Genomic DNA, 23,942 nt, shown 5'->3' on the forward strand with positions numbered 1-23,942 from the left:
CGGCCCCGGGGGCCGCCGGGCGGGCCGGCGCCGCCGCGCCGGCGCTGGCCGGCCTGGGCTCCGGCACCGTCACCGGGGCCGCCGCCGCGACGGGTGCCGAGGGGGGCGCCGTCGCGGCGGATCCGGCGCCCGACGGCGGCCACAGCTTCGACACCTCCACCTGCATCGACTGAGCGCGGCTGCGCTCAGCAGACCAGCGCCAGGTCGCCCTCCCGGAACGGGCAGTCCCCGCCCGCCGGCACGCCGAGCACCGTCCGGTCGGCCGCCGGGAAGTCCGGGGTCGGTCCCTGGGCGAGCACCGGGGCCATCGCGTCGTGCCAGATCTGGGCGCTCTTCCCCCCGCCGAAGCCACCGACGTCGACGTTCTGGTCCGGGTCGAACACCAGCACGCTCGCGGTGTAGTCGGGAGTGGACCCCACGAAGGCGACCGACACGTTGCCCTGGGTGGTGCCGGTCTTGCCGGCGATGTCGTGCCCGGAGACCCGCGCCCGGGAGGCGGTGCCGATGTCGGACTCGACGTCACCGCGCATGACCTGGGCGAGGGTGTGGGCCACCGGCGCCGGCAGCGCCCCGGGCGTGCAGTGGTCCCCGGTGTCCAGGGCTCCCCCGCTGCCGGCCAGCTGGGTGCCGCCGGGCCCGAGGACGGCGGTCACCGGGGTGGGGTCGCACCGGGTGCCGCCGGAGAACACCGTGGCGTAGGCGTCGGCCAGGTCCAGCGGGCTGGTCGCCTGCGGTCCCAGGGTGAACGAGCCCTGCTCGCCGTCGACGATCTGCTGGGCGTCGTCGTCGGTCAGCGACGCCAGGCCGAGGGTCTGCGCCTCGTGCACCGGTCCCGCCACGCTGCCGAGGTGGTCCTCCAGGCCGACGAAGAAGGTGTTGGAGGACTCGACGAGTGCGTCGGCCAGGTCGAGCGTCGCCGGGTAGTGCCCGGCGTTGCCCACCGTGTACGGCACGCCCCGGGTGCCGCCGTCCCGCTTGTAGACCGTGGACGTGTACGGGTCCGAGGTGGTCTGGGTGAACGATGCGGTGTAGCCGTGCTGGAGGGCGTACGCCGCGGTGAACAGCTTGTAGGTCGATCCCGACCCGCGGGCGGCCGCCGTCGGCAGGTCCACCGAGGTGCACCCGTCCCCGGTGCAGCCGTAGGTCCGGTTCACGCTCATCGCCAGCACGTGCCCGGTGCCGGGCTGCACGACGTCGTAGACCGCGGCCAACGAGCTGTCCCGCGGCACCGTGCGGACGACGGCGGCGTCGCCGGCCTGCTGGACGCCCGGCGCCAGCGTCGTGCGGATGGTCAGCCCACCGCCGTCGAGCTCGGCGTCGGTCAGGCCGAGCGTGCCGGTGAGGTAGGTGCGGAGGTAGCTGCAGAAGAACCCGCCGCCCAGCGCCTGTGCGCAGCCCTGCGGCGGCGCTGCGGTCGGCGTGGTCGCCACCGGGGCGGCCGTGTCGGCGGCCAGGTCGGCGTCGTCCAGGTCGCCGTGGTCGTGCATCCGCTGCAGGACGACGTCCCGGCGGGCCTGCGCCGCGTCCGGGTGGGCGATCGGGTCGTCGGCCGACGGGTTCTGCACCAGCCCGGCCAGGGTGGCCGCCTGCAGCGGCGTCAGGGCCGATGCATCGACCGAGAAGTAGGTCCGCGCGGCGGCCTGCACGCCGTAGGCCCCGTGCCCGAAGTAGACCGTGTTGAGGTAGCGGGTGAGGATCTCGGACTTGCTGAGCCGGGCGTCCACCGCCAGGGCCAGCCGGGCCTCGGTCAGCTTGCGGGCGACCGTGTCGGCGGTGGCCGCCTGCTGCCCGGCGGTCGTGGTCGCGTCCTGCAGCAGCACTTGCTTGACCAGCTGCTGGGTCAGCGTCGACCCACCCTGGGCGGCCCCGCCCGAGGACAGGTCGGCCACCAGGGCCCGCAGCGTGCCGATCGGGTCCACGCCGCCGTGGGAGTAGAAGCGGGAGTCCTCCACGTCGACCAGCGCGGTGCCCATGACCGGCGCGATCGCGTCGGCGGCGACCGGCACCCGGTCGCGGTCGTAGAAGTCCGTGATCAGCGAGCCGTCCGCGGCGAGCACCTGGGTCACCGCCGGCAGGGGCTGCTCGGTCACCTCAGCCACGGTGGCCGCCGACAGCGGCCCCTGGCGGTCACCGACCGCCTGCCCGGCCGCGTCGGCCACCAGCACCCAGGGCACCACACCGGCGGCGACCAGCACCCCGGCGACCACCACCGCACCGACCAGTCCACCCCACGTCCGCACCCGCACCGCAGCAGGCTGCACCCCGGTCCTGGCCGGGGCCTGGGAGCGGGCTGGCAGCCGCCGCGGCCGGCACCTGGCAGGCTCGACCCGTGACCGCCCCCTCCTCCGCCGAGCAGCCGTGGCCGGTCCGCACGGTGGCCCGCAAGGTCGCCGAGTACATCGGCCGGCTCGGCGAGGTGTGGGTGGAGGGCCAGGTCGCCCAGCTCTCCCGGCGGGGCGCGGCGACGGTCTTCCTCACCCTGCGGGACACCGCGGCCGACCTGTCGGTCCCGGTCACCTGCCCGCGCGACGTCGCCGACCGGCCGGGGCTGGCGCTCACCGAGGGTGCCCGGGTGCTCGTGCGGGCCCGGCCGGACTACTACATCGCCCGCGGGTCGTTCTCGCTGCGGGCCACCGAGATCCGGGCGGTCGGCCTGGGCGAGCTGCTGGCCCGGATCGAGCGGATCCGCGGGCTGCTGGCCGCCGAGGGGCTCTTCGACGCCGTCCGCAAGCGACCGCTGCCCTTCGCGCCGGCCGTCGTCGGGCTGGTGACCGGCAAGGACAGCGCCGCCGAGCGCGACGTCCTGGTCACCGCGCGGCGGCGCTGGCCGGCCGTCCGGTTCGCCGTCCAGCACTGCGTCGTGCAGGGGCCCTCGGCCGCCGGCGAGGTCATGGCGGCGCTGCAGCGGCTGGACCGCGACCCCGAGGTGGCCGTCATCGTGCTGGCCCGCGGGGGTGGGTCGGTGGAGGACCTGCTGCCCTTCTCCGACGAGGGCCTGGTGCGGGCGATCGCCGCCTGCCGCACGCCCGTGGTCACCGCCGTCGGGCACGAGACCGACACGACGCTGGTCGACCACGTGGCCGACGTCCGGGCGGCCACCCCCACGGATGCCGCGCACCGGGTGGTCCCGGAGATCGGCGAGCAGCGCCGACTGGTCGACGGGTTGCGCGCCCGGGCGCTGGCCCTGGTGACCGGCCGGCTGGACCAGCAGCAGCGCTGGCTGGACCAGGTGCGCAGCAGGCCGGCGATCGCCGAGCCCCGGCGGCTGCTGGCCGGCCGGGACGACGACGTCGCGGCACTCCGGCTCCGGGCCACCCGGACGCTGGTCCACCGGGTCGACCTGGCCGTCCGGGACCTGGAGCACGCCCGGGCCCGGGTCACCGCGCTGTCCCCGCAGGCCACCCTGGAGCGCGGCTACGCCCTGGTGCAGACCGCGGACGGCGGGCTCGTCCGCGACCCCGACGACGTGGCCGACGGCCAGGCGCTCGCGGTGCGGGTGGCCGGCGGTCGCATCCCGGTGCGCGTCGACCGGCAGGATGGGCAACCGTGAGCACGCCCGGGACACCTGACGACGCACCGCCGACCCAGAGCTACGAGGACGCCCGCGAGGAGCTCGCCGACGTCGTCCGGAAGCTGGAGGGCGGCGGGCTGACCCTCGAGGAGTCCCTGGCCCTGTGGGAGCGCGGCGAGGAGCTGGCCGGGGTCTGCCAGCACTGGCTGGACGCCGCCCGCGAGCGGCTGCAGAGAGCCAGTCCGCAGGACGACTGACGCCTGTGCGGCCCCGTCCCGGGTTCCCTCGCGAGCCTGCGGGCGGAGGGCTGGACGGGGTCCTTCCGTCAGCCGGCGGAGTAGACGGCCACCGCTGCGGCCAGGGTGCGCAGCTCGTCGTCCGACGCCGAGCCGGTGACCACCGCGACGACGTCGTCGCCGGCGTCCAGCCGGTAGGCGGTCTCCTCCCGCTGGGTGGTCAGCTGCGTCCAGTCCCGGCCGCCGATCTGCACGGTGCCGACCTCGTCGGCACCGCTGAGCACGGTGTCCAGGTCGTCGGCCCGGGGGTCGTCCCCGACGACGTAGCCGGCGTACTCCTCGTCGGGGGTGACCCAGCCGATGGCCAGGGTCACGGGGTCGCCGTCCTCGGTGGCGGCGCCGGCGTCGGTGCGGATGCTGGTGGGCCGCCAGTCCTCGGGCAGGTCCAGCGGCACCAGCAGCGGGTAGCTCGCGCGTGCGGCGGCCAGCTGGATGCCGGACTGGATCTCGACGGGGCGGACGGGGTCGGCGGAGTTCTGCCGCAGCGCCACCAGACCCACCAGGGCCAGCACGATCACGGTCAGCGGGAGCAGCGAGCGGACCATGTTGGCGGCGGTGAACTTGGCCGCGCGCTCGTCGGCCGAGGTGCGGACGACCGCGGCCTGGGTGGCGTCGGGAGCCTGCTGACCCTGGGGTGCGGTGTCGGCCATGCACCTAGGATCGCAGCAGCGCTCCCCCATCCCGTCGCCCGGCGGTGCTCCACCGGCGCGGCGGCCTCCCGAGGAGGTCCTCGTTGTCCCTGCCCGTCCCGGACGGTCCGGTCCCGACCTACCACTCCGCCTTCCACGAGCAGACGCCGCCCACGGGCATCCGCCCCGACCGCAACCTCGCCATGGAGCTGGTCCGGGTGACCGAGGCCGGCGCGATGGCCGCCGGTCGCTGGGTGGGCCGCGGTGACAAGAACGGCGGGGACGGCGCGGCGGTGGACGCCATGCGGGCGCTGATCCAGACCGTCAGCATGCGCGGCACCGTCGTCATCGGGGAGGGCGAGAAGGACGAGGCCCCGATGCTGTTCAACGGCGAGGAGGTCGGCGACGGCACCGGGGCCGAGTGCGACGTCGCCGTCGACCCGGTGGACGGCACGACGCTGATGGCCAAGGGCATGCCCAACGCCGTCTCGGTGCTCGCGGTGGCCGACCGGGGCGCGATGTACGACCCGTCGGCCGTGTTCTACATGGACAAGATCGCCACCGGCGCGATCGCCGCCGACGTGGTCGACATCCGCTTGCCGGTGAAGGAGAACATCCGCCGCGTGGCCAAGGCGAAGAAAGCCTGGCCGGCCGACGTCACCGTGGTCATCCTCGACCGCCCCCGGCACGAGAAGCTGGCCCAGGAGGTCCGCGACGCCGGGGCCCGGATCAAGTTCATCTCCGACGGCGACGTCGCCGGCGCCATCGCCGCGGCCCGCGAGGGCACCGGCGTGGACCTGCTGCTGGGCATCGGCGGCACGCCCGAGGGCATCATCACCGCCTGCGCGCTCAAGTGCATGGGCGGCGCCCTGCAGGGCCGGCTCATGCCCAAGGACGACGAGGAGAAGCAGAAGGCCATCGACGCCGGCCACGACCTGGACCGGGTGCTCGACATCGACGACCTGGTCCGCGGCGACGTGTTCTTCGTGGCCACCGGCATCACCGACGGCGAGCTGCTGCGCGGCGTGCAGTACCGCTCGGGCGGGTGCACCACGCAGTCGCTGGTCATGCGCTCCCGGTCGGGCACCATCCGGGCCATCGAGAGCCTGCACTCCCTCGAGAAGCTCAACCAGCTCTCGGCGGGCGACCCGCCCTACTGATCGACGGCGACGCGACGACGGCCGGGCCCCCACGCGGGGGACCCGGCCGTCGTCGGTCGTGGGGGGTCAGAAGTCCGAGCAGTCGAACACCGAGGACTGCTCGGTGTAGGGCACCCGCCCGCCGCAGCTCTCGGCGTACATCTCGTAGACCGAGCCGATGTCCGAGCTGAAGTACAGGTCGTAGCACCCCTCGACGTCGCCGTCGAAGCACTGCTGCGCGTACCCGTCGAGCTCGGGGTCGTCGCCGAGACCGTCCGGCGAGGTGGGCGTGCCCTCGACGATGGTGCCGTAGATGTCGCCGTCGTCCGACGAGCTGCTCGCCGACGAGGAGCTGGAGGACGACGAGCTGGAGGACGACGAGCCGGAGGACGACGAGCTGGAGGACGACGAGCTGGTCGACGCCGCGGTGCTCGTGGGCGCCGTGGTCGTGGTGTCGTCGTCGTCCCCGCCGAGGAAGACCACCAGGCCGACCACGATCGCCGCGATCACCACGACGGCGGCGATCGACGCGGCGATGATCGTGTTCTTGTTGTCCTTGGGCGGCTGGCCGTAGGGCGCCTGACCGTAGGCCGGCTGCTGTCCGTACTGCTGCTGCCCGTACTGCTGCTGCCCGTACTGGTCCTGCCCGTACTGCGGCTACTGCCCGTACTGGGGATGGCCGTACCCGGGCTGCCCGTACTGCGGCTGGCCGTACCGGGGCTGCTGCCCGTACTGGTCACCACCCCACGGCTGCTGACCGTCGGCGGGCGGGTAGGGGGGCTGCGACATGCGGTGGACTCCTCGGTTCCGGTGGCCAGCGGATCCTAGGGATCCGCTGGCCACCAGGCCACTTCCCGTGACCGTCCGGTGACCTACCGACGGCGACGGAGCCCGCGCGCGGCCGGGGTCAGCCGGGGAACGCCGTCCGGCAGGTGACGCCGGTCCCGACTGCCTGCCGGCCGGCGCAGGAGTCGCCGTAGTCCCGGTAGACCTGCTGCTCGGGCGCGGAGGCGGCGAAGTAGAGCGAGTCGCAGTCGCTCATCGAGCCGCCGTAGCAGCTGCTGGCCAGCGCGTTCAGCGACGTATCGGTGCCGAGTCCGTCCGGGCTCGCGCCGGGGGGCGGGATGTCCCCGCCGGACGAGCCGCCGCTGCCGTCCCCGTAGGTGGACGCGCACTGTCCCGCGGACGGGTCGTTGCGCCCGCCGCAGGTCTCGCCGTAGGTCTCGTAGTCCGAGCCGACGTCGGAGGTCAGCCACAGCGTGTCGCAGGCCGCCCAGTCCTCCGCGAAGCACTGCTCCGCCAGCTGGTCGAGCTCCGCGTCGTCCCCGAGGCCGCTGGGGGCGGTCCCCTCGGGCACCGACCCGGACCCGCCGCCGGACCCGCCGCCGGACGACGAGCTGGACGACGACCCGGACGAGCTCGAGGACGAGGCAGCCGACGACGAGGCCGAGGTCGAGGTGGGTGCGGCGGTGGTGCCGGAGTCGTCGTCGTCACCGAGGAACAGCACGAGCCCGACGACGATCGCCGCCACGACCACGACCGCGCCGATGGCCAGGGCGATCAGCGGGCCCTTGCTCTTCGGCGGCTGCTGGCCGTAGGGCTGCTGGCCGAACTGCTGGTCGGGCTGGCCGTACTGCGGCTGCCCGTACTGCGGCTGCCCGTACTGGCCCTGCTGGCCGTACTGGTCGGGCTGGCCGAACTGGGGCTGCTGCCCGTACTGGCCCTGCTGCCCGTACTGGTCGGGCTGGCCGTACTGCGGCTGCCCGTACTGGCCCTGCTGCCCGTACGGGTCGGGCTGCTGCCCGTAGGGCGGCTGGGATCCGTCGTTCGGGGGGTACGGGGGCTGGGACATGGCGGTGCTCCTCGATCGGCGTCGCCGCGCAGCGTAGGCAACCGGTGACCGGTCCACCAGTGCCTGCGGCACGGGTACCCCGGCCGGTTGTCTAGGGTCGGTGCCGAACCGACCGACGTTCCCCCGGGAGAGCAGCGTGGCCACCGAGCAGGACTTCCGCATCGAGCACGACTCCATGGGCGAGGTCCGGGTGCCGGCCCACGCCAAGTGGCGTGCGCAGACCCAGCGCGCCGTGGAGAACTTCCCGATCAGCGGCACCCCGATCGAGCGCGAGCTGATCGGTGCGCTGGCCGCCATCAAGGGGGCCGCCGCTGCGGTGAACGCCTCGCTCGGTGTGCTGCCCGACGACGTGGCCGCCGCCATCGGCACCGCCGCGGCCGAGGTGGCCCGCGGGGACTGGGACGACCACTTCCCGATCGACGTGTTCCAGACCGGGTCGGGGACCTCGTCGAACATGAACACCAACGAGGTCATCGCGACGCTGGCGTCGGAGGCCTCCGGGCTGTCGGTGCACCCCAACGACCACGTCAACGCGTCGCAGTCCTCCAACGACGTGTTCCCCTCCGCGATCCACATCGCCACGACCCGGGCCGTCGTCGTCGTCCTGGTGCCGGCGCTGGAGCACCTGGCCGCCTCCCTCGAGCGCAAGGCGACCGAGTTCGCCACCGTGGTGAAGAGCGGCCGCACGCACCTGATGGACGCCACCCCGGTCACCCTCGGCCAGGAGTTCGGCGGGTACGCCGCGGCGATCCGGTACGGCGTGGAGCGGCTGCAGGCCTCCCTCCCCCGCATCGGCGAGCTGCCGCTGGGCGGCACCGCGGTCGGCACCGGGATCAACACCCCGCCCGGGTTCGCCGCGGCGATCATCGAGCGGCTGGCCACCGAGATGGAGCTGCCGCTGACCGAGGCGCGCGACCACTTCGAGGCGCAGAGCTCCCGCGACGGCCTGGTCGAGGCCTCCGGCCAGCTCAAGACCATCGCCGTCGGGCTGGTCAAGATCTGCAACGACCTGCGCTGGATGGGCTCGGGCCCCCGGACCGGCCTGGGCGAGATCGCGCTGCCCGACCTGCAGCCCGGCTCCTCGATCATGCCCGGCAAGGTGAACCCGGTCCTGCCCGAGGCCGCGATCCAGGTCGCCGCCCAGGTCATCGGCAACGACGCCGCGGTCACCTTCGCCGGCACGACCGGCTCCTTCGAGCTGAACGTGACGCTGCCGCTGATGGCCCGCAACGTGCTGGAGTCCATCCGGCTGCTGGCCAACGTCTCCCGGCTGCTGGCCGACCGCTGCGTCGACGGCATCACCGCCGACGTCGAGCAGTGCCGCACCTACGCCGAGAGCTCGCCGTCCATCGTCACGCCGCTGAACAAGTACATCGGCTACGAGGAGGCGGCGATCGTGGCCAAGACCTCGCTCAAGGAGCAGAAGACGATCCGCCAGGTCGTGGTGGAGCGTGGCTACGTCGAGCAGGGGAAGCTCACCGAGGAGCAGCTGGACGCCGCCCTCGACGTGCTGTCGATGACCCACCCGTGACACCCGCTGCCGACTCGGTGGTGCCGCGGCATCCCCGAGTCGGTAGCGTCCTGACTCAATGAGCGCCACAGCAGACACCGAGGTAACCGGTCCGGCCACGCTGCACTACCCGGGGGGTGAACTGGAGTTCCCCCTGCGCGCCGCGTCGGAGGGTTCCGACGGCTTCGACACCAGCAAGCTGCTGGCCACCACCGGCAACGTGGCGCTGGACATCGGGTTCGTGAACACCGCGGCCTGCAGCTCGGCGATCACCTACATCGACGGCGACGCCGGGATCCTGCGCTACCGCGGGTACCCGATCGACCAGCTGGCCGGCAAGGCCAGCTTCGTCGAGGTCTCCTACCTGCTCATCCACGGCGAGCTGCCGACCCCGGCGCAGCTCGAGGAGTTCGACGGCAAGATCCGCCGGCACACCCTCTTGCACGAGGACCTCAAGCAGTTCTTCAAGGGCTTCCCGCGCGACGCGCACCCGATGCCGGTGCTGTCGTCGGCGGTGAGCGCCCTGTCGACCTTCTACCAGGACTCGCTGGACCCCTTCGACCACGACCAGGTCGAGATGAGCACCTACCGCCTGCTGGCGAAGCTGCCGACGATCGCGGCCTACGCCTACAAGAAGTCGGTCGGTCAGCCGTTCCTCTACCCGGACAACTCCCTCGGGCTGGTGGAGAACTTCCTGCGCATGACCTTCGGGTTCCCCGCGGAGCCCTACGACCTGGACCCCGAGCTGGTCAAGGCGCTGGACATGCTCTTCGTGCTGCACGCCGACCACGAGCAGAACTGCTCGACCTCGACGGTGCGGCTCGTGGGCTCCTCGCACGCCAACCTGTTCGCGTCGGTCTCCGCCGGCATCAACGCGCTGTTCGGCCCGCTGCACGGCGGGGCCAACCAGTCGGTGCTGGAGATGCTCGAGGGCATCAAGGCCGACGGCGGCGACATCCCGGCCTTCGTGAAGCGGGTCAAGGACAAGGAGCCCGGCGTCAAGCTCATGGGCTTCGGGCACCGGGTCTACAAGAACTACGACCCGCGCGCGGCGATCGTGAAGAACACCGCGGACTCCGTGCTGGACAAGCTGGGCGGCAACAGCGAACTGCTCGACCTCGCCCGGCAGCTCGAGGAGGTCGCGCTCACCGACGACTACTTCGTGCAGCGCAAGCTCTACCCGAACGTCGACTTCTACACCGGCCTGATCTACCGGGCCATGGGCTTCCCGACCCGCATGTTCACCGTGCTGTTCGCCCTGGGCCGGCTGCCGGGCTGGATCGCCCAGTGGCGCGAGATGATCGAGGACCCGGCCACCAAGATCGGCCGCCCGCGGCAGCTCTACACCGGCCCCACCGAGCGCGCGTTCGTCCCGCTCGACCAGCGCTGAGCCGGCCCCGGAGGACAGATGGACGACGGGGACACCTTCCGCGTGCCGCCCGTGCCGCTGGCCTCCGGGCGCCTGCTGCCCGACCCGGACGGACGCACCGTCGTCGCGGTGGAGCTGGTCGTGACCACCGCGGACGGCGGCACCGTCCGGATCGCGCTGCACGACCGGCACGGTGCGTGGTGGGCTCCCCCGGACGGGTGAGAGCGGGCTCCCGGGCGGGGTAGCTGCCTCAACCGGTGCCGTCGACGTCCCGATCCCCTCCGTGGACACCGGTCGACCGACTGCCCGCCACCGGCGCGGGCGCGACCGGGTGCCGGGGGGAGCACCGTGCCAGCGCGCTCGCCTGCCCCTGCCCGGCGACCGGCCGCCCCGCGGCCGGCGACCCGGACACCCGAGGAGCTCGCCCGGGCCCGCGCCCGCGCGCGGGCGGCGGCCCGTCGGCAGGCACTGGCCGCCCGGGCGCAGCGCAAGGCCGACGCCCGCGCCCGGCGCCTGGCCGCGGTCGTCCGCTGGACCCATCGCACCGGCGCGATCGGCGGCGCCCTGGCCGTCGTCCTCGTCGCCGCCGTCGTGATGTCCGGCGTGCAGCCGGAGACCCCGGCCGCCGCCTCCATCGCCCTGGACCCCGCGGCCGCCGCGACCCAGCTGCGGGACGACCTGACCGCCACCACCACCGACCTGCACGCCGCCCGGGTCGCCGTGTCCGCAGCCGAGAACGAGCTGGCCGCCGCGCGCGCCGCGCAGACCACCGCGCAGGCCGACCTGGCCGCCGCCCGGACCGCCGTCGGCACCGGTGCCGGCGCGCTGTACCAGGGCACCCCCGTCGACCGGGCGGTAGCCGCCGGTTACCCGGCGGGCACCGACCCCGCCGTCGCCGGCTCCCTCGCCGTCGCGGCGCAGCGGACCGGGCAGCAGCTGGCCGGGCTGACCGTCACGGCGCAGTCCACCGCGCGCACCGCAGAGGCCGCCGCCGGGCGCGTCGCCACCGCCGAGGCGGTCCTCGCGGCCGCACGCCGGCAGGTCGCCGAGGTCACCACCGCTGCCCGCGACCGGGCCACCGCGCTCGACCCGGTGGTGACCGTCGCCCTGGCCGGGCTGACCGTCGGCCCCTCGTCGGCCGACCAGCAGGCCACCGACGGCGCCGCCCGCGCCGCCTGGCAGGCCCGGCTGGCCGCGCTCACCGCGGCCGGCATCACCCTGCCCACGGCCCAGCAGCTGCGCGCCGGCGACCTGCCCGGTGGTCTGACCCCGGCCCGCGACGCCTCCGGCGCCCCGGTGCCCGGCGTGGCCGCGGGCGTCGTCGACGGCGCCGTCGTCCCCGTGCCCTCCGCCGAGGCCGCCGCGGCGGTCAGCTTCGCCTTCGCCCAGCTGGGCACGCCCTACCTGGCCGGCGGCACCAGCACGACCGGCGTGGACTGCGCCGGCCTCGCCGACACCGTCTGGACCGCCGCCGGGACCGCCCTGGGCGCCGACCTGGCCACCCAGTGGACCGGCGGGTCCGTCGTGCCCGGCGACCGGCTGCAGGCCGGCGACCTGGTCTTCGGGGTCGACGACCTCACCGGGCTGGACGACGTCGGCATCTCGGTGGGCGCCGGTCTCGTCGTCACGGCCTCGGCCGCCGCGCACCAGGTCGTCGTGTCGACCCTCCCCGAGGGCGCCACCGGCATCCGGGTCACCGTGCCCGCGGCCACCCCCAACGCCCTGCCCCCGGGCACCGGCACCCTGCCGGCGACCTGCGGGGGGCCCTCGACCCCGGTCACGGCCGCACCGGTCGACCCGGCCTGGGGCGGGTGGTCCAACGGCCGCATCCCGACCTCGACGTTGTGCCCGATCGGCGGCGGGCAGCTGCTGCGGTGCGACGCGGCCGCGCCCTACACCGCGCTGTCGCAGGCCTACCAGCGCGCCTTCGGCACCCCGCTGTGCATCACCGACTCCTACCGCTCCTTCGGCGCGCAGCAGGACGCGCACCGCCGCAAGCCCGGCATCACCGCGGTCCCCGGCACCTCGAACCACGGCTGGGGCCTGGCGGTGGACCTCTGCGGCGGGGTCAACGGGTTCGGGACCGCCCAGCACCAGTGGATGGCGACCTACGCCGGCTACTTCGGCTGGGTGCAGCCGGACTGGGCGCAGGCGACCGGGGAGAACCCGGAGCCCTGGCACTGGGAGTTCGGCGCCCTCCGCAGCTGAGCGGAGGCCCTAGCTCAGGACCAGGGGAGGTCCGAGAGCTCGCGCCAGCGCAGGACGGCGCACGGCTCGACCGTCTCGCCGGCCAACCGCCGGGCGACGGCCTGACCGGCCCAGGCGACCGGCCGGCCGGGGGTGATGACGACGCTGCCGTCGGACAGCCGCAGGCCCAGCGCCGCGGCCCGGGCCAGGACCTGCTCAGGGGCGCTGAGCGCAGCTGTGGCCAGGTGCGGCTGGTCGGCGTCCAGCAGGAGGACGGGGCCCTCCGCCGTGCAGCGGACCACCACGTCGGCAGCCCGCGCGCGGGCCGCCTCCTGCACGGAGAGCACGTCGAGGACGGCGGTGAACGGGTGCGGGGTCCAGGCCATCAGGCCGGTGCGCCGCTGCACGGCCACCTGCCAGGCGAGCTCGTCACCGGCCGGACCGGCCCACCCGAGGACGGCGATGCCGCGGCGGGCGGCCTCGGCGTCGGTGACCGGGCGCTCGTCGAGCCAGCGGTCGAGCGCGGCCGCGAGGCCGGCGGGGCCCAGGTCGAGCTGGCTGCCGACGATCCCGCCGGCCAGGTCGCCCAGGTCGGTGCGCCGGGAGCGCTCCTCCTCCTCGACCACCAGCTCGGGGTGGCGCGGGTCGTCCTCGTCGAGGACCAGCCGCAGGCCCGGGCGACCGGCCGCGACCAGCAGCCGGGCGGCGTCCACCAGGTCGCCGAGGTCGCAGGTCCGGCGGTCCAGCCGGGGCAGCAACCGGAGGGCCGCGCCCAGGGTCGACATCGAGCGGGGGTCAGACGCTGCGGCCACCGGTGAGCGCAGCGCGCACCGGTGCCGGCAGCTCGGGCAGGCTGAGGGTGCAGGCGAGCTCCATGGCCGACAGCCGCACGGGGAGGGTGTCGGGGTCCCAGCCGGTCACCAGGCGCACGCGGGCGGCCGACGACGGCCAGACCACGTCGCGGGCCCGGGCCACGTGCAGCTCGGTGAGGACGTCGACGAGGCGGTCCGCGGTGCTCGAGGGCAGGTCGGCCCGCTCGAGCGCGGTCTCCAGCGCAGCGGCGAGGGCGTCGCGGTCGGCCGCCGACAGCCAGTGCGGCACCAGGACGACCCGGGTCTCCTGCTCGAACACCATCGACATCGCGGCCACGCTCCCGTTGCGTCCCTGGACGGCCCCTCGCGGCGCTTCCGTCCCACTGACCTCATCTATCGGCAGCAGGAGGACCTCATCAATCCGAGTCACCCGGCCAGTTCGAGCAGGCGGTCCTTGAGGACCCGCTCGGCCCGGTCGGCGTGCACGTTCATGTTGCGCACCGACGTGCCGAGGTCGGCCGACAGCTGCGTCTTGGTCTGCCCGCCCCACGTCGTCAGGTACCAGGTGACCCAGCCCAGGACGTTGGGCTGGCCGGCACGCTGGTCGGGCCGGGCGGTGACGTCGGGCGCGCAGGCCGCCGTCAGCGCGTGGGACAGCAGCGTCTGCTCGGCCTCCCCGAGGATCTCGTCGGGTGCCTGGGCGGTGTCGGGGAGCAGGTGGTCGGCGCCGTCGGGCACGCCGTCCAGCGACTGCAGGTTGCGCAACCCGTTGAGGGTCGCCACGGACTGGGCGTTCTTGCGCAGGACCGCCACGCTCTGGCCCAGGATCTCGGCCAGCTCCCGCTCGGTGGGGCGGCGCTGGTGCTCGGTGGTGAAGGAGGCGATGGCCTTCTGCTGCTTGTTCTCCGTGTCCGTGGCGGTCCGGCCGAAGGCGGCCCGGCCCAGGTCGTGCACCCACTTGGACAGCTGGGTGGCCAGGAACGCCCCGAACGGCACGCCCTTGGTCTCGTCGTACTGCGCGACGGCCTTGAGGACCCACTCGCTGACCTGCTGGACGACGTCGTCGTTGTCCGGGATGTGCAGCCGGATCGTGCTCATGTTGCGCTGCAGCCGCTTGAGGCTGACCGGTCCGTAGTGCCGGCACAGGTCGGCGAGGAACTGCGGCGGCAGGTCGCGCGGCGCCCGGCGGCGCACGCCGCTCTCGGCCCGCAGCCCGACCGTGCGGTGCCCGTGGACGGCGCACCAGTTCTTCACCAGCGCCGACAGCGTGGCCGCGTCGCCCGCGTCGCCGTCCACGCGGTACAGCCCCTCGCCCTCGTCGAGGGTCACCGTGGTGCCGGCGGGCAGCGCCTGGCGGAACTCGGCCAGCGGCAGCTCCCGCTCGGTGCGGAAGTGCACCCGGTCCCGCAGCGTGATGGGGGTCGAGGCCCACGCCTCGTCCTCGGTCATGCCCCCGAAGACCAGTGGGGGGTGGGACCTGCGCAACGGCTCGGACACCGGGTGACTCCTGTCGTCGGGTCGGGATCTCGGGGAAGACGGACTGCGCCGGTGCGCCGGTGCGGTCCGCGGGATCGCGACTCGGTGAGAGGACGAGTGCGACGGTCGATCGGGGTCGTGCTGGGGTCAGGCGCTGACGGCGCCGAGCACCTCGGTCTGCCAGACGGGCGCGGCCGTCCAGGACGACCGGTCGCCGGCCCGCAGGAAGGGGGCCACGACGGCGCTCTCCTCGGCGGTGGGCTCGGTGGCGTACACCGGCATGTGGTCGTAGAGGACCGTGAACAGGTCCGAGACGAAGCCGTAGGCGGCCTGGGCGGCCGGGCTGAACCGGGCCACCTCGAGCCGCGGACCGAGGTCGACGGCGACGGTGATGCGCAGGACGCGGTCGTCCTTGCTCAGGCCGGCCAGGGCGACCGGCACCCCGGCGTGCTCGGTGGCCAGCTGGGCCAGGGCCACGAGGCACTTGCGCGCGGCCGCCCGACGCGGGCGGAGCTGGACGTGCACGACCAGGTGGTCGGCACCGTCCGGCTCGGCCGCGTCGTCCTCGGGCGCACCCTGCTCGGGCGCGAGGCCCAGCACGGTGCCGTGGATGGTGCCCTCGCCGGCGTCGTCCCGCGGTGCGGTCGCTGCGGTGTCGGTTGCGCTGTGTCGCATGTCCGTTGCCCCCTGTCACGTGCTTGAGGCAAGGATTGCGCACCGGGGGGCCGGACTTGAGCCAAATCGGGGTTCGTGTCGCCCAACTACGGACGATTTCGTGGGCAGATCACGCCAAGGAAACGGCCGCCGTGTCGCCGGTGTCGGCAGGCTTCGGTGTGCCGGTCGCCGAACGGGTGCCGCCGAGGGCCGCGGTCAGCGCGCCGACCGCGTCGGCGGCCACGCGCACCGCCAGACGGCGGGCCGCCGCGATCTGCTCGTAGACCTCCTCGCGGTGGATCGACACCTCGCGGGGGGCCTTGAAACCCAGCCGGACGGTGTTGCCGCGGACCTCGACGACGTGGACCTCGATGTCGTCGCCGATGCGGATGGTCTCGCCGATGTTTCGGGTGAGCGTGAGCACCTGGACCCCTCCATGGGTGTCGGTGGTCGGCCGGCGTCCTGCCAGCCGTGAGCCAGTCGTCCCACCACCATGATCGGCAGTGGCGCAACCCCCGGCGGGACCGGTGGGACGACTGGGGCGTGCGGGGACGATGAGGCGTCGATCAGCGGATGTAGTCCACCAGCGACGTCTGCACCGACTGCGAGCTGGCCGCCAGGGCGGCCTGGTAGGCGTTCTGCCGGAGGGTGAGCTCCAGGTAGGCCTTGGCCGGGTCGATGTCCTCGACATCGGCCAGCTGGGACTTCAGCGCCAGCACGTTGTCCGCGTTGACCGACTTCACCGTGTCGACCCGGTTCACCCGGACACCCACCTCCGTGCGTGCCGTCGTCAGCCGCGCGAGTGCGGTGTCGATGTCGGCTAGGCGGCCGGTCAGGTCGCCGGTGGGTGTGAAAGTCATCTCCCTGGAGATGTTGCCGACCAGGGCGAACAGGTCGTCGCCGCCGACACCGAAGGCGCTCGGCCCGTCGATGTCGGTCCGCACGCTCTCCGTCGTGGAGATCCGGATGTTCTGGGGGACGCCGGTCCGGCCCGTGAAGGTGCCCGCCGCGCTGTAGGCGTCCGTCCCCGACGTCGCCCCGCCGAACACCGGCCGGCCGTTCACGGTGCGGTTGGCCATGGCCAGCAACCCGTCACGGAGGCCGGCGACCTCGGTGGACAGCGCCTGCAGCGACTGCGGGCTCTGCGAGCCGGTGCTGGCGGCCTGCGTGGTGAGGTCGCGGACGCGCCGGAGCATGTCGCCCATCGTGCCCAGCGCACCGTCGGCGGCGGCCAGCGTGGTGGAGGCCTGCGAGATGTTGGACGTGTACTGGTCGTTGGCGGCCAGGTCCGTCCGGGTGCGCATGGCCGTGGACGTCCCGCTCGGGGAGTCCGAGGGCCGGGTGAGCGCCTTGCCCGACGAGATCTGGTCGTTGAGCTTGGCGATGGCAGAGAGGTTCTGGCCCATGTTGCGGATGTTGATGTCCGCCAGGGTCCGCTGCGTGATGCGCATCAGGTCACCTTCCGACCAATCCGGTCTTGTTGATCAGGACGTCGAGCATCTCGTCGATGGCGGTCACGACCCGGGCGGCCGCGGCGTAGGACTGCTTGAAGACGAGCAGGTTGGTCATCTCCTCGTCGAGGGAGACCCCGCTGACCGACAGGCGGGACTGGTCCACCTGCTTGAGGACGCTGGCTGCGGTGGTGCTCAGGCTGATCGCGCTCCGGGACTCGATGCCCAGGGTCGTGATCATCGAGCGGTAGGTGGCGTCCGCACTGTTCGTCTGCTTGGCGAGCTGGGCGACCTTGTCCGCGAGGTCCCCGTCGGCCGAGGCATCCTTCACGGCAAGACCATCCATGACGGGCATCTTGGCGGCCGCTGCGACCTTGGCCGGGTCGGTAAGGAGGACGCTGATGTCCCGTGCGTTCGTGCCGTCGTAGAGCTTCCTGCCGCCGATGCCGTCCTGGTCGTACCCAGTGGTGACCAGGTCGTTGACGCCCTTGATCACGGCGCTCGCTACGCCGTCGAGCTTGGCCTGGTAGCCCGGCAGCACGGTGTTCATCGCGGCGAGCTGGCCGCCGACCGTGCCGCCGGGCTGCAGGACGGATCCACCGGGGACGATGGACAGCCGCACCGGAGTCGTGCTCATCGTGTCCGGCGACGTGCCACCGGTCAGCGCTATGCGGGACACCCCGGAGCCGCTCACCAGGGTGTTGCCGCCGACGACCACGTCGACCATCCCGTCGGTGGTGTCCGTCGCCGTGGCCCCGAGGCTCTGGGAGAGGGAGGCCACCAGGACGTCGCGCTGGTCCATCAGCTCGTTCGCCGGGTTGCCGCGGGAGACCGTGGCCTGGATGACCCGGTTCAGGTCGGCGATCTGGGTCAGGGTGGCGTTCGCCTCGGCGATGACGTCGTCCGCGTTGGTGCGGGTGCTGGTCCACTGGTCGCTGATGGCCGAGCTTGCCGTCCGCAGACCGTTGGCCAGGTCCTTGGCGGAGGCGAGGACGGCGATCCGCGACGTGGTGTCGGTGGGGCGGGTGGACAGCTGACTCCACGCCGTGGACGACGCGGTCAGCAGGCTCTGGATGCCGGTGGTGCCCGGCTCGCCGAAGGAGGTCTCGAGCTGGTCGAAGGCGGCGGCGGTGGTCGCGGCCTGGGCGGCCCGGCCGGACTCCTGCTGGGTGCGCCGCTCGAGGAAGGCGTCCCGGACCCGGATGACCTTGTCCGCGCTGACGCCGTTGCCCAGGCTGTCCTCGCGGGCCTGCAGCCCGTAGGCCGAGGCGCTGGACAGCGACTGCATCTCCACCCGCTGCCGGGTGTAGCCGACGGTGTTGGCGTTGGCCACGTTCTGGCTGGTGACCTCGATGGCCTTCTGCTGGGCGGCGAGCGCCCGGGAGGCCACATTCAGCGTGGAGAAGCCGCTCACAGCGCGCCGTCCAGGCTGACGGAGCGGTTGGCGCCGGCGGTGGTACGCCCGGAGGCCGAGTAGGTCCGGACGTCGTTGGGCCGGACGCTGAGCAGTGCCTCGTCGATGGCGGCCAGGCCGTTCGCGATCAGGTCGCGGTTGGCGTCGGAGAGCCCGCGCAGCTCGCTGACCAGGACCAGCAGCGTCTCGTGGTGCTTGATGAGCAGCTCGTCCCAGGGAGCGCCGGCGTGCTCGGCGAGGGTGCGCAGCGAGGGGTTGGCGGGCAGGCCCAAACGCTCGGCCAGCACCTCGCCGACCGCGGCGCGCTCGACCTCCAGGGTGCGCAGCTGCTCCAGCACCACCTCGATCTCGTGGGCGATGCGGGGCAGCCAGCGGTTCTTGCCGGAGACGATGAGGTACTGCTTCTCCTCCGCCTTGAACAGCAGCAGGTCCAGGAGTTCCTGTTCCCGCCAGAGCAGGGTCGACAGGTGCTGGTAGTCCACCGGGAGCTCCTCTCGTCGTCGGGGTGGTGCGGCGCCGGGCTGCGTCACCGCGGACCGGTCTCGAGGGCTGTCTTCGGCAGAACCCGACGACGGTTCAGCCGAAGTCTCAAGTTCGGTGACGGAGTTGCCGAGGAGGGTCAGGTGTGACTCGTGGGGCGCCGAGATAGGGGACGTGAACACGTCCCGCCCGTCGCCTCCCCAGGCGGGCCCCTCCCGGTCGAGCCGCCCCCCGGTCGCAGCCGGGGCCGGTGTCGACGCGCTCGTCACCGAGCACCTGGCCCTCGCCCAGTACGCGGTGAACGCCGTCGCGGCCCGCATCTCCCTGCCGGCGCACGTGAGCCGGGAGGACCTGCTGTCCTGCGCGCAGGTCGCGCTGGTGGAGGTGGCCCGTCGCTACGACGAAGCCGCCGGCGCCACCTTCGCCACCTATGCCCTCCCCCGCCTCCAGGGCGCGGTGCTCGACGAGCTGCGCTCCGGTGACTGGGCGAGCCGCTCCGTGCGGGCCGCCGCCCGGCGCAGCGACAGCGCCGCCGACGCGCTGTCGGCGAAGCTCGGCCGACCGCCGACCCGCGCGGAGCTGGCCGCCGAGCTGCAGGTGTCCCCCACCGAGCTGTCCGCGCTGCAGGTCGACGTGCACCGGGCCGTGATGGTGAGCATCGACGCCAGCACCGGCGAGGACGGGACCGGCTTCGACGTCCCCGGGACCGGCGACTCCCCCGAGCGCGCGGTGGTCAAGCGCGAGCGGGCCCGGCACCTGCACGAGGCGATGGCCGCCCTCCCCGACCGGTTGGGCGAGGTGGTCGAGCGCAGTTTCTTCGGTGACGAATCACTGACCGACATCGCGGTCGACCTCGGGGTCACCCTCTCCCGGGTCTCGCAGATGCGTGCCCGCGCCCTGACGCTGCTGCACGCCGCGATGAGCGAGGCGTGGGAGGAGCGACCGGTGGCGCCGCAGGGCGGCGTCCGCGCCCGCACCCAGCAGGTCGGCTACGTCGCCCAGGTCGTCGCCCGCACCGGTGCCGGCGCCGAGCGCAGCCGTCCCGTCGGCGCGCGGGCGTTCTACCCCCCGCCGCGGACGGCGGCCGGGGTGCGCAGCGCCTTCGGCCAGCCGGCCTGACCCCTCCGGGCCGGACCGGCGAAGTTCTTGCCCGGTTCGGCTCAAGCACCACCGCACTCCAGCCGTAAACACATCCGTACCACCCGCAGCACGGATGCAGCGGGAATCATCCAGCACCGCCCCCATCCAGGAGGATCACCATGGGCATGCGCATCAACACCAACACCGCCGCGATGAACGCCTACCGCAACCTGTCGGTCAACGACTCGGCGATGAGCAAGTCGCTGGAGAAGCTGTCCTCGGGTTTCCGCATCAACCGCGCTGCGGACGACGCTGCGGGCCTGGCCATCTCCGAGGGCATGAAGTCCCAGATCGGTGGCCTCAAGGTCGCCGTCCGCAACACCCAGGACGGCGTCAGCGTCGTGCAGACCGCGGAAGGCGCGCTGGCCACCACCCAGGGCATCCTTCAGCGCATGCGCGACCTGTCCGTCCAGGCCGCGAACGACGGCGGTCTGTCGACCGAGGCCAAGGGCAACATCCAGTCCGAGATCACCCAGCTGAACTCCGAGCTGACCCGCATCGCCGGCACCACCAAGTTCAACGGTAAGGCGCTGCTGGACGGCACGTACAGCGGTACCTTCCAGGTCGGCGCTAACGCCGCCGAGACCATCTCGGCCAGCGTTAAGTCGACGGGTGTCTCCGGCGCCGTCAGCAACTGGGCCAACGGCGCTGCCGCCACCACGGCGGCGGCTGCCACGTTCACTCTCAACGGCGTCACGACCACGACCGCTGTGTTGACGGCATCCACCAACGCCAACACCATCGCCACGCAGCTGAACAACGACAACCAGTTCAAGCTGGCCTACACCGCGACGGTCGACAGCCTCGGCGGTCTCCAGGTCAAGGCCAAGGACGCCGCGGCGACCGGTGCCATCACCGCAGGCGGTGGAATCAACGCGGCGGGCACGAACACCGCGGCGGCTGCAGCGGCCGGCGGGTTCTCCGCCGCCGACCTGGGCGTGGCAGCGATCGACGTCACGGCCGTCGGCGGCCCGGATGCTGCTCTCGGCCTGCTCGACAAGGCCATCAGCGCCGTCTCGACCTCGCGTGCCAGCCTGGGTGCCATCCAGAACCGGCTCGAGCAGACCACGGCCAACCTGAACATCGCCGTGGAGAACCTGACCGCCAGCCGCTCGCGCATCGTCGACGTCGACATGGCGTCGGAGATGACCGAGTTCAGCAAGAACCAGATCCTGGTCCAGGCCGGCACCTCCATGCTGGCCCAGGCCAACCAGTCCGCCCAGTCGGTCCTCAAGCTCCTGCAGTGAGCTGAGGCGGGGTAGACACCCGCAGCACAGCACTCCCGGTGAGGGGGGTGGCCACCTGGCCGCCCCCCTCACTGCTGTGCCGGGCTCCCCCGAACGGGTGGACGCCGGCCCTCGGCTCAACTCCCGCCCGCGGCAGCCGATGTAGAGGGAGAACCACCGACCGCGACACGATCCACGAGGAGGACAGCGCCATGGTGACACTGGGAGTCGACGGTCTGGTCTCCGGACTGGACACGACGTCGATCATCACGAACCTGATGAAGGTCGAGGCCAAGCCGCAGGACCTGCTGAAGACGCAGCTGTCCGCGACCCAGGCCAAGGCCGCCGCCTACCGGGCGGTGAACACCCGCTTCGACGCGATCCGCACCGCCGCCGAGGCCCTGACCAGCGCCGGGCTCGCCGCGGCCCGCACCGCGACCACCACCTCATCGACGGTGACGGCCAGCGCATCGGCCACCGCCATCGAGGGCTCGAGCGTGAGCTTCCGCGTCGAGCAGCTGGCCACGAACAAGCAGATCCGCAGCACCACGACGTGGTCGTCCCCGACGGCGCAGGTGCAGCGTCCCGACGCCAAGCCGGCCTGGCCCATCAAGGTGCTCGACAGCAGCGGCGCCACCGTCGGCCGGATCGACCTGCCCTCGGACGCAACGCTCGCCGACGCGGTCACCGCCATCAACGCCAGCGGCTACGGCGTCCGCGCCACGATCATCCAGCTCGGCGCCAACGAGTTCCGCCTCCAGGTGAGCAGCGAGGGCACCGGGGCGGCCGGGGCCCGGACCCTGCTCGGCGACGGCGAGACGGCCGCGGCGGGGAACGATCCGGGCACCGCCGAGTCGGGGTTCTCGGTCATCCGCGAGGCCACCAACGCGATGATCTCCCTCGACGGCCCCGACGGCCTCCGCATCGAGTCCGCCACCAACACCTTCACCAACGTGCCCAACGGCGTCTCCCTGACCGTGAGCAAGGTCGACACGTCGTCCGCAGGGCTCACGACCGTCACCGTCGGGTCCGACAGCTCCGCGATCACCGCGAAGGTCAAGGCGCTCGTCGACGCCGCCAACGGCGCACTGGGCGTCATCAAGGGCTACACCGTCTCCACCGCCGGCGCTGCGACCGCCACCCTGCAGGGCGACAGCACGCTGGTACAGCTGTCCAGCCAGCTGCTGACCTCGATCTCCTCGGCCATCGGCGGGAAGAGCGCCAGCACGGTCGGCCTGCAGCTGGCCAAGGACGGCACCATCACCTTCGACGCCTCGGTCTTCGCCGCCAAACTGGCCAGCGACCCGACGACCGTCGCCAAGCTGATCAGCGGCACCGGGGCGACCACGGTCAACGGCGTCAGCACGCCGGCCGTCACCGGCATCGCCGGCCAGCTCGCCGCGCTGGCGAAGACCGCGAGCGACTCCTCCACCGGCACCCTGGTCGCGCTGGCGAAGGGTCGGGACTCCCTGGCCACGACGCTGCAGACGCGGATCGACGCCTTCGACATCCGGCTCGAGGCCCGCCGGACGACGCTGACCAAGCAGTTCACCACGCTCGAGACGGCGCTGAACACCATCAAGAACCAGTCCTCCTGGCTCAGCTCGCAGATCGGCCAGCTGTACAACCCCAACAAGTCGTCCTGACGCCCCCGCTCCCCCGAAGCCCAGGAGAACCCCGAATGACCGCCGCGCTGCGCTCCCGCTACCAGTCCTCCGCCGTCGAGACCGCTTCCCCGCAGCGTCTGCTCGTCATGCTGTACGACCGCCTGGCCCTGGACCTGGTCCGGGCCGAGGCCGCCCTCGCCGCGGGTGACCGCATCGAGGCCAGCTCACAGCTGATGCACGCCCAGGACATCGTCCTGGAGCTGCACAGCACGCTGAACCCCGAGGTCTGGGAGGGAGCCGGCGCGCTCAGCTCCCTCTACACCTGGCTCTACAGCGAGATGGTGCTCGCGAACGTCAAGGGCGACGCCCGCCGCGTGGCCGACTGCCGCACCGTCGTCGAGCCGCTCCGCGACGCCTGGGCAGAGGCCGCGGCCACCCTCGCCTCGAGCGCCGGGTGAGCCTGCCCGCGCTGCGGGCCGTGAGCGCGTACGACCCCTGGCCGGCGACGGCGGCGAACCGGGCCGACGACCAGCAGGACGGGCACCGGCGCCGCTCGGACACACCCCCGCGCACCTGGGCCGAGGCGCTGGACCACCTCGACGAGGACACCGAGTCCGCGGCACGCACGCTGGCCGGGGCCTCGCCCGAGGAGATCGCCGCCTGGGGACGCCGGTCCACCGACTGGGTGCCGCCGACCGGCCTGGGCCCGTTGCCGGCCGACCTGCGCGAGCGCGCCGCCCGGCTCCTGCAGCACCAGCTGGCCGTCGCCGAGGCCCTCGTCGAGGGCATCACGCAGTCCCGCCGGCAGCGGGACCTGGCGGCCCGCATGTCGCAGAGCCCCCGCCGTCCGGAGTCCTCCTTCATCGACCGGCCGGTCTGACCCGCCGACCGCAGATCACCACAGGACCCCCCACCGACGACCCCGTCGGACTGGGGGGTCTCGTGCGTCCGGGCCCGGTCCTTCGGCAGAACTCACCATCTCTACGGTGACGCCGGCGACGAGGACACCGCACCAGCGCCCACCCCCGACCGTCCCGCACCGACAGTCACACACGTCGCCACGGCCACGATGGTCACGACCGGCTCGCGGGCTGCCGATGACGAGTGCACAGGCGGACCTGCCTCCCCACGGTCCGCGCAGCACCCGGAGGTAGTCAGATGGAGCGCGTGACGCCCGAGCGGACGGTCG

Annotated in this window: 25 protein-coding genes; 12 read left to right on the top strand and 13 right to left on the bottom strand. The window is 73.3% G+C overall.

Annotated elements, in window-relative coordinates; all coding sequences use genetic code 11:
* Window positions 1-185: 185 nt before the first annotated feature.
* On the bottom strand, window positions 186-2,246 hold the full coding sequence (locus tag LFA75_RS06090) for a transglycosylase domain-containing protein (protein ID WP_225232791.1): 2,061 nt from the start codon (window positions 2,244-2,246) through the stop codon (window positions 186-188).
* Between the two features lie 83 nt (window positions 2,247-2,329).
* Here LFA75_RS06090 and xseA point away from each other — a divergent pair, with 83 nt between their 5' ends.
* A complete protein-coding gene (xseA, locus tag LFA75_RS06095) occupies window positions 2,330-3,550 on the top strand; it encodes an exodeoxyribonuclease VII large subunit (RefSeq protein WP_225232792.1) in 1,221 nt (406 codons plus the stop codon).
* Entirely contained in the window at window positions 3,547-3,768 is a 222-nt protein-coding gene (locus LFA75_RS06100; protein WP_225232793.1) for an exodeoxyribonuclease VII small subunit, read from the top strand. Before xseA ends, LFA75_RS06100 begins: the two co-directional genes overlap by 4 nt.
* A 68-nt stretch (window positions 3,769-3,836) precedes the next feature.
* On the opposite strand, the gene LFA75_RS06105 is transcribed toward LFA75_RS06100, so the two are convergent.
* The gene (locus LFA75_RS06105; protein ID WP_225232794.1) at window positions 3,837-4,457 is read right to left on the bottom strand and encodes a DUF4245 domain-containing protein; all 621 of its coding nucleotides are present in this window, start codon (window positions 4,455-4,457) and stop codon (window positions 3,837-3,839) included.
* Window positions 4,458-4,540: 83 nt separating this feature from the next.
* Here LFA75_RS06105 and glpX point away from each other — a divergent pair, with 83 nt between their 5' ends.
* The gene (gene glpX, locus LFA75_RS06110; protein ID WP_263639355.1) at window positions 4,541-5,596 is read left to right on the top strand and encodes a class II fructose-bisphosphatase; all 1,056 of its coding nucleotides are present in this window, start codon (window positions 4,541-4,543) and stop codon (window positions 5,594-5,596) included.
* Between the two features lie 66 nt (window positions 5,597-5,662).
* Here glpX and LFA75_RS06115 read toward each other — a convergent pair whose 3' ends face one another.
* The 3 genes from LFA75_RS06115 to LFA75_RS06120 form a co-directional block, all read right to left on the bottom strand.
* Window positions 5,663-6,088 carry a hypothetical protein gene (locus LFA75_RS06115; protein ID WP_225232795.1) on the bottom strand — a complete coding sequence of 142 codons (426 nt, stop codon included), beginning with the start codon at window positions 6,086-6,088 and terminating at the stop codon, window positions 5,663-5,665.
* Between the two features lie 144 nt (window positions 6,089-6,232).
* Entirely contained in the window at window positions 6,233-6,364 is a 132-nt protein-coding gene (locus tag LFA75_RS23790; protein WP_263639356.1) for a hypothetical protein, read from the bottom strand.
* Window positions 6,365-6,482: 118 nt separating this feature from the next.
* Window positions 6,483-7,427 carry a hypothetical protein gene (locus tag LFA75_RS06120; protein ID WP_225232796.1) on the bottom strand — a complete coding sequence of 315 codons (945 nt, stop codon included), beginning with the start codon at window positions 7,425-7,427 and terminating at the stop codon, window positions 6,483-6,485.
* A 136-nt stretch (window positions 7,428-7,563) separates the two neighbouring features.
* Between LFA75_RS06120 and LFA75_RS06125 the strand changes: the two genes are divergently transcribed.
* The 4 genes from LFA75_RS06125 to LFA75_RS06140 all read left to right on the top strand — a co-directional run bounded on the left by LFA75_RS06125 (window position 7,564) and on the right by LFA75_RS06140 (window position 12,514).
* Window positions 7,564-8,958, top strand: a complete 1,395-nt coding sequence (locus LFA75_RS06125; RefSeq protein ID WP_225232797.1) for a class II fumarate hydratase — start codon at window positions 7,564-7,566, stop codon at window positions 8,956-8,958.
* A gap of 58 nt (window positions 8,959-9,016) precedes the next feature.
* Complete coding sequence (locus LFA75_RS06130; RefSeq protein WP_225232798.1) at window positions 9,017-10,327, top strand: citrate synthase; 1,311 nt, start codon at window positions 9,017-9,019, stop codon at window positions 10,325-10,327.
* An 18-nt stretch (window positions 10,328-10,345) separates the two neighbouring features.
* Entirely contained in the window at window positions 10,346-10,528 is a 183-nt protein-coding gene (locus LFA75_RS06135) for a hypothetical protein (protein ID WP_225232799.1), read from the top strand.
* A gap of 126 nt (window positions 10,529-10,654) precedes the next feature.
* Entirely contained in the window at window positions 10,655-12,514 is a 1,860-nt protein-coding gene (locus tag LFA75_RS06140) for an NlpC/P60 family protein (RefSeq protein ID WP_225232800.1), read from the top strand.
* Window positions 12,515-12,528: 14 nt separating this feature from the next.
* On the opposite strand, the gene LFA75_RS06145 is transcribed toward LFA75_RS06140, so the two are convergent.
* The 8 genes from LFA75_RS06145 to LFA75_RS06180 form a co-directional block, all read right to left on the bottom strand.
* Entirely contained in the window at window positions 12,529-13,278 is a 750-nt protein-coding gene (locus LFA75_RS06145) for a hypothetical protein (RefSeq protein ID WP_225232801.1), read from the bottom strand.
* 10 nt (window positions 13,279-13,288) lie between these two features.
* Window positions 13,289-13,633: a hypothetical protein gene (locus LFA75_RS06150; protein ID WP_225232802.1), complete on the bottom strand. Its 345-nt coding sequence runs from the start codon at window positions 13,631-13,633 to the stop codon at window positions 13,289-13,291.
* 98 nt (window positions 13,634-13,731) lie between these two features.
* Entirely contained in the window at window positions 13,732-14,754 is a 1,023-nt protein-coding gene (locus tag LFA75_RS06155) for a sigma-70 family RNA polymerase sigma factor (protein ID WP_225232803.1), read from the bottom strand.
* 174 nt (window positions 14,755-14,928) lie between these two features.
* Window positions 14,929-15,456: a hypothetical protein gene (locus LFA75_RS06160; RefSeq protein ID WP_225232804.1), complete on the bottom strand. Its 528-nt coding sequence runs from the start codon at window positions 15,454-15,456 to the stop codon at window positions 14,929-14,931.
* A 109-nt stretch (window positions 15,457-15,565) separates the two neighbouring features.
* Window positions 15,566-15,859, bottom strand: a complete 294-nt coding sequence (gene csrA / locus LFA75_RS23795) for a carbon storage regulator CsrA (RefSeq protein WP_263639357.1) — start codon at window positions 15,857-15,859, stop codon at window positions 15,566-15,568.
* A 142-nt stretch (window positions 15,860-16,001) separates the two neighbouring features.
* Window positions 16,002-16,886, bottom strand: coding sequence for a flagellar hook-associated protein FlgL (gene flgL / locus LFA75_RS06170; RefSeq protein ID WP_225232805.1), 885 nt, complete (start codon window positions 16,884-16,886; stop codon window positions 16,002-16,004).
* A 4-nt stretch (window positions 16,887-16,890) separates the two neighbouring features.
* On the bottom strand, window positions 16,891-18,300 hold the full coding sequence (flgK, locus tag LFA75_RS06175; protein ID WP_225232806.1) for a flagellar hook-associated protein FlgK: 1,410 nt from the start codon (window positions 18,298-18,300) through the stop codon (window positions 16,891-16,893).
* The gene (locus LFA75_RS06180; RefSeq protein ID WP_225232807.1) at window positions 18,297-18,782 is read right to left on the bottom strand and encodes a flagellar protein FlgN; all 486 of its coding nucleotides are present in this window, start codon (window positions 18,780-18,782) and stop codon (window positions 18,297-18,299) included. Before LFA75_RS06180 ends, flgK begins: the two co-directional genes overlap by 4 nt.
* Window positions 18,783-18,954: 172 nt before the next feature.
* Here LFA75_RS06180 and LFA75_RS06185 point away from each other — a divergent pair, with 172 nt between their 5' ends.
* The 5 genes from LFA75_RS06185 to LFA75_RS06210 all read left to right on the top strand — a co-directional run bounded on the left by LFA75_RS06185 (window position 18,955) and on the right by LFA75_RS06210 (window position 23,633).
* Window positions 18,955-19,899, top strand: coding sequence for a sigma-70 family RNA polymerase sigma factor (locus LFA75_RS06185; protein ID WP_225232808.1), 945 nt, complete (start codon window positions 18,955-18,957; stop codon window positions 19,897-19,899).
* A 146-nt stretch (window positions 19,900-20,045) separates the two neighbouring features.
* A complete protein-coding gene (locus tag LFA75_RS24000; RefSeq protein WP_318249965.1) occupies window positions 20,046-21,167 on the top strand; it encodes a flagellin N-terminal helical domain-containing protein in 1,122 nt (373 codons plus the stop codon).
* Window positions 21,168-21,358: 191 nt separating this feature from the next.
* A complete protein-coding gene (gene fliD / locus LFA75_RS06200) occupies window positions 21,359-22,792 on the top strand; it encodes a flagellar filament capping protein FliD (RefSeq protein ID WP_225232809.1) in 1,434 nt (477 codons plus the stop codon).
* A gap of 35 nt (window positions 22,793-22,827) precedes the next feature.
* Window positions 22,828-23,211, top strand: a complete 384-nt coding sequence (fliS, locus tag LFA75_RS06205) for a flagellar export chaperone FliS (protein ID WP_225232810.1) — start codon at window positions 22,828-22,830, stop codon at window positions 23,209-23,211.
* A 20-nt stretch (window positions 23,212-23,231) separates the two neighbouring features.
* Window positions 23,232-23,633 carry a hypothetical protein gene (locus tag LFA75_RS06210; RefSeq protein WP_225232811.1) on the top strand — a complete coding sequence of 134 codons (402 nt, stop codon included), beginning with the start codon at window positions 23,232-23,234 and terminating at the stop codon, window positions 23,631-23,633.
* Window positions 23,634-23,942: the final 309 nt, after the last annotated feature.

The organism is Klenkia terrae, assembly GCF_900491935.1.
Lineage (GTDB): Bacteria > Actinomycetota > Actinomycetes > Mycobacteriales > Geodermatophilaceae > Klenkia > Klenkia terrae.

Bases quoted from the DNA above. Each gene is read 5' to 3' on its own strand.
- LFA75_RS23790 (WP_263639356.1), bottom strand. From the start codon at position 6,364: ATGTCGCAGCCCCCCTACCCGCCCGCCGACGGTCAGCAGCCGTGGGGT.
- LFA75_RS06160 (WP_225232804.1), bottom strand. From the start codon at position 15,456: ATGCGACACAGCGCAACCGACACCGCAGCGACCGCACCGCGGGACGAC.
- LFA75_RS06135 (WP_225232799.1), top strand. From the start codon at position 10,346: ATGGACGACGGGGACACCTTCCGCGTGCCGCCCGTGCCGCTGGCCTCC.
- flgL (WP_225232805.1), bottom strand. From the start codon at position 16,886: ATGCGCATCACGCAGCGGACCCTGGCGGACATCAACATCCGCAACATG.
- LFA75_RS06155 (WP_225232803.1), bottom strand. From the start codon at position 14,754: ATGACCGAGGACGAGGCGTGGGCCTCGACCCCCATCACGCTGCGGGAC.
- LFA75_RS06150 (WP_225232802.1), bottom strand. From the start codon at position 13,633: ATGTCGATGGTGTTCGAGCAGGAGACCCGGGTCGTCCTGGTGCCGCAC.
- fliS (WP_225232810.1), top strand. From the start codon at position 22,828: ATGACCGCCGCGCTGCGCTCCCGCTACCAGTCCTCCGCCGTCGAGACC.
- LFA75_RS24000 (WP_318249965.1), top strand. From the start codon at position 20,046: ATGCGCATCAACACCAACACCGCCGCGATGAACGCCTACCGCAACCTG.
- fliD (WP_225232809.1), top strand. From the start codon at position 21,359: ATGGTGACACTGGGAGTCGACGGTCTGGTCTCCGGACTGGACACGACG.
- LFA75_RS06145 (WP_225232801.1), bottom strand. From the start codon at position 13,278: ATGTCGACCCTGGGCGCGGCCCTCCGGTTGCTGCCCCGGCTGGACCGC.
- LFA75_RS06105 (WP_225232794.1), bottom strand. From the start codon at position 4,457: ATGGCCGACACCGCACCCCAGGGTCAGCAGGCTCCCGACGCCACCCAG.
- LFA75_RS06130 (WP_225232798.1), top strand. From the start codon at position 9,017: ATGAGCGCCACAGCAGACACCGAGGTAACCGGTCCGGCCACGCTGCAC.
- LFA75_RS06120 (WP_225232796.1), bottom strand. From the start codon at position 7,427: ATGTCCCAGCCCCCGTACCCCCCGAACGACGGATCCCAGCCGCCCTAC.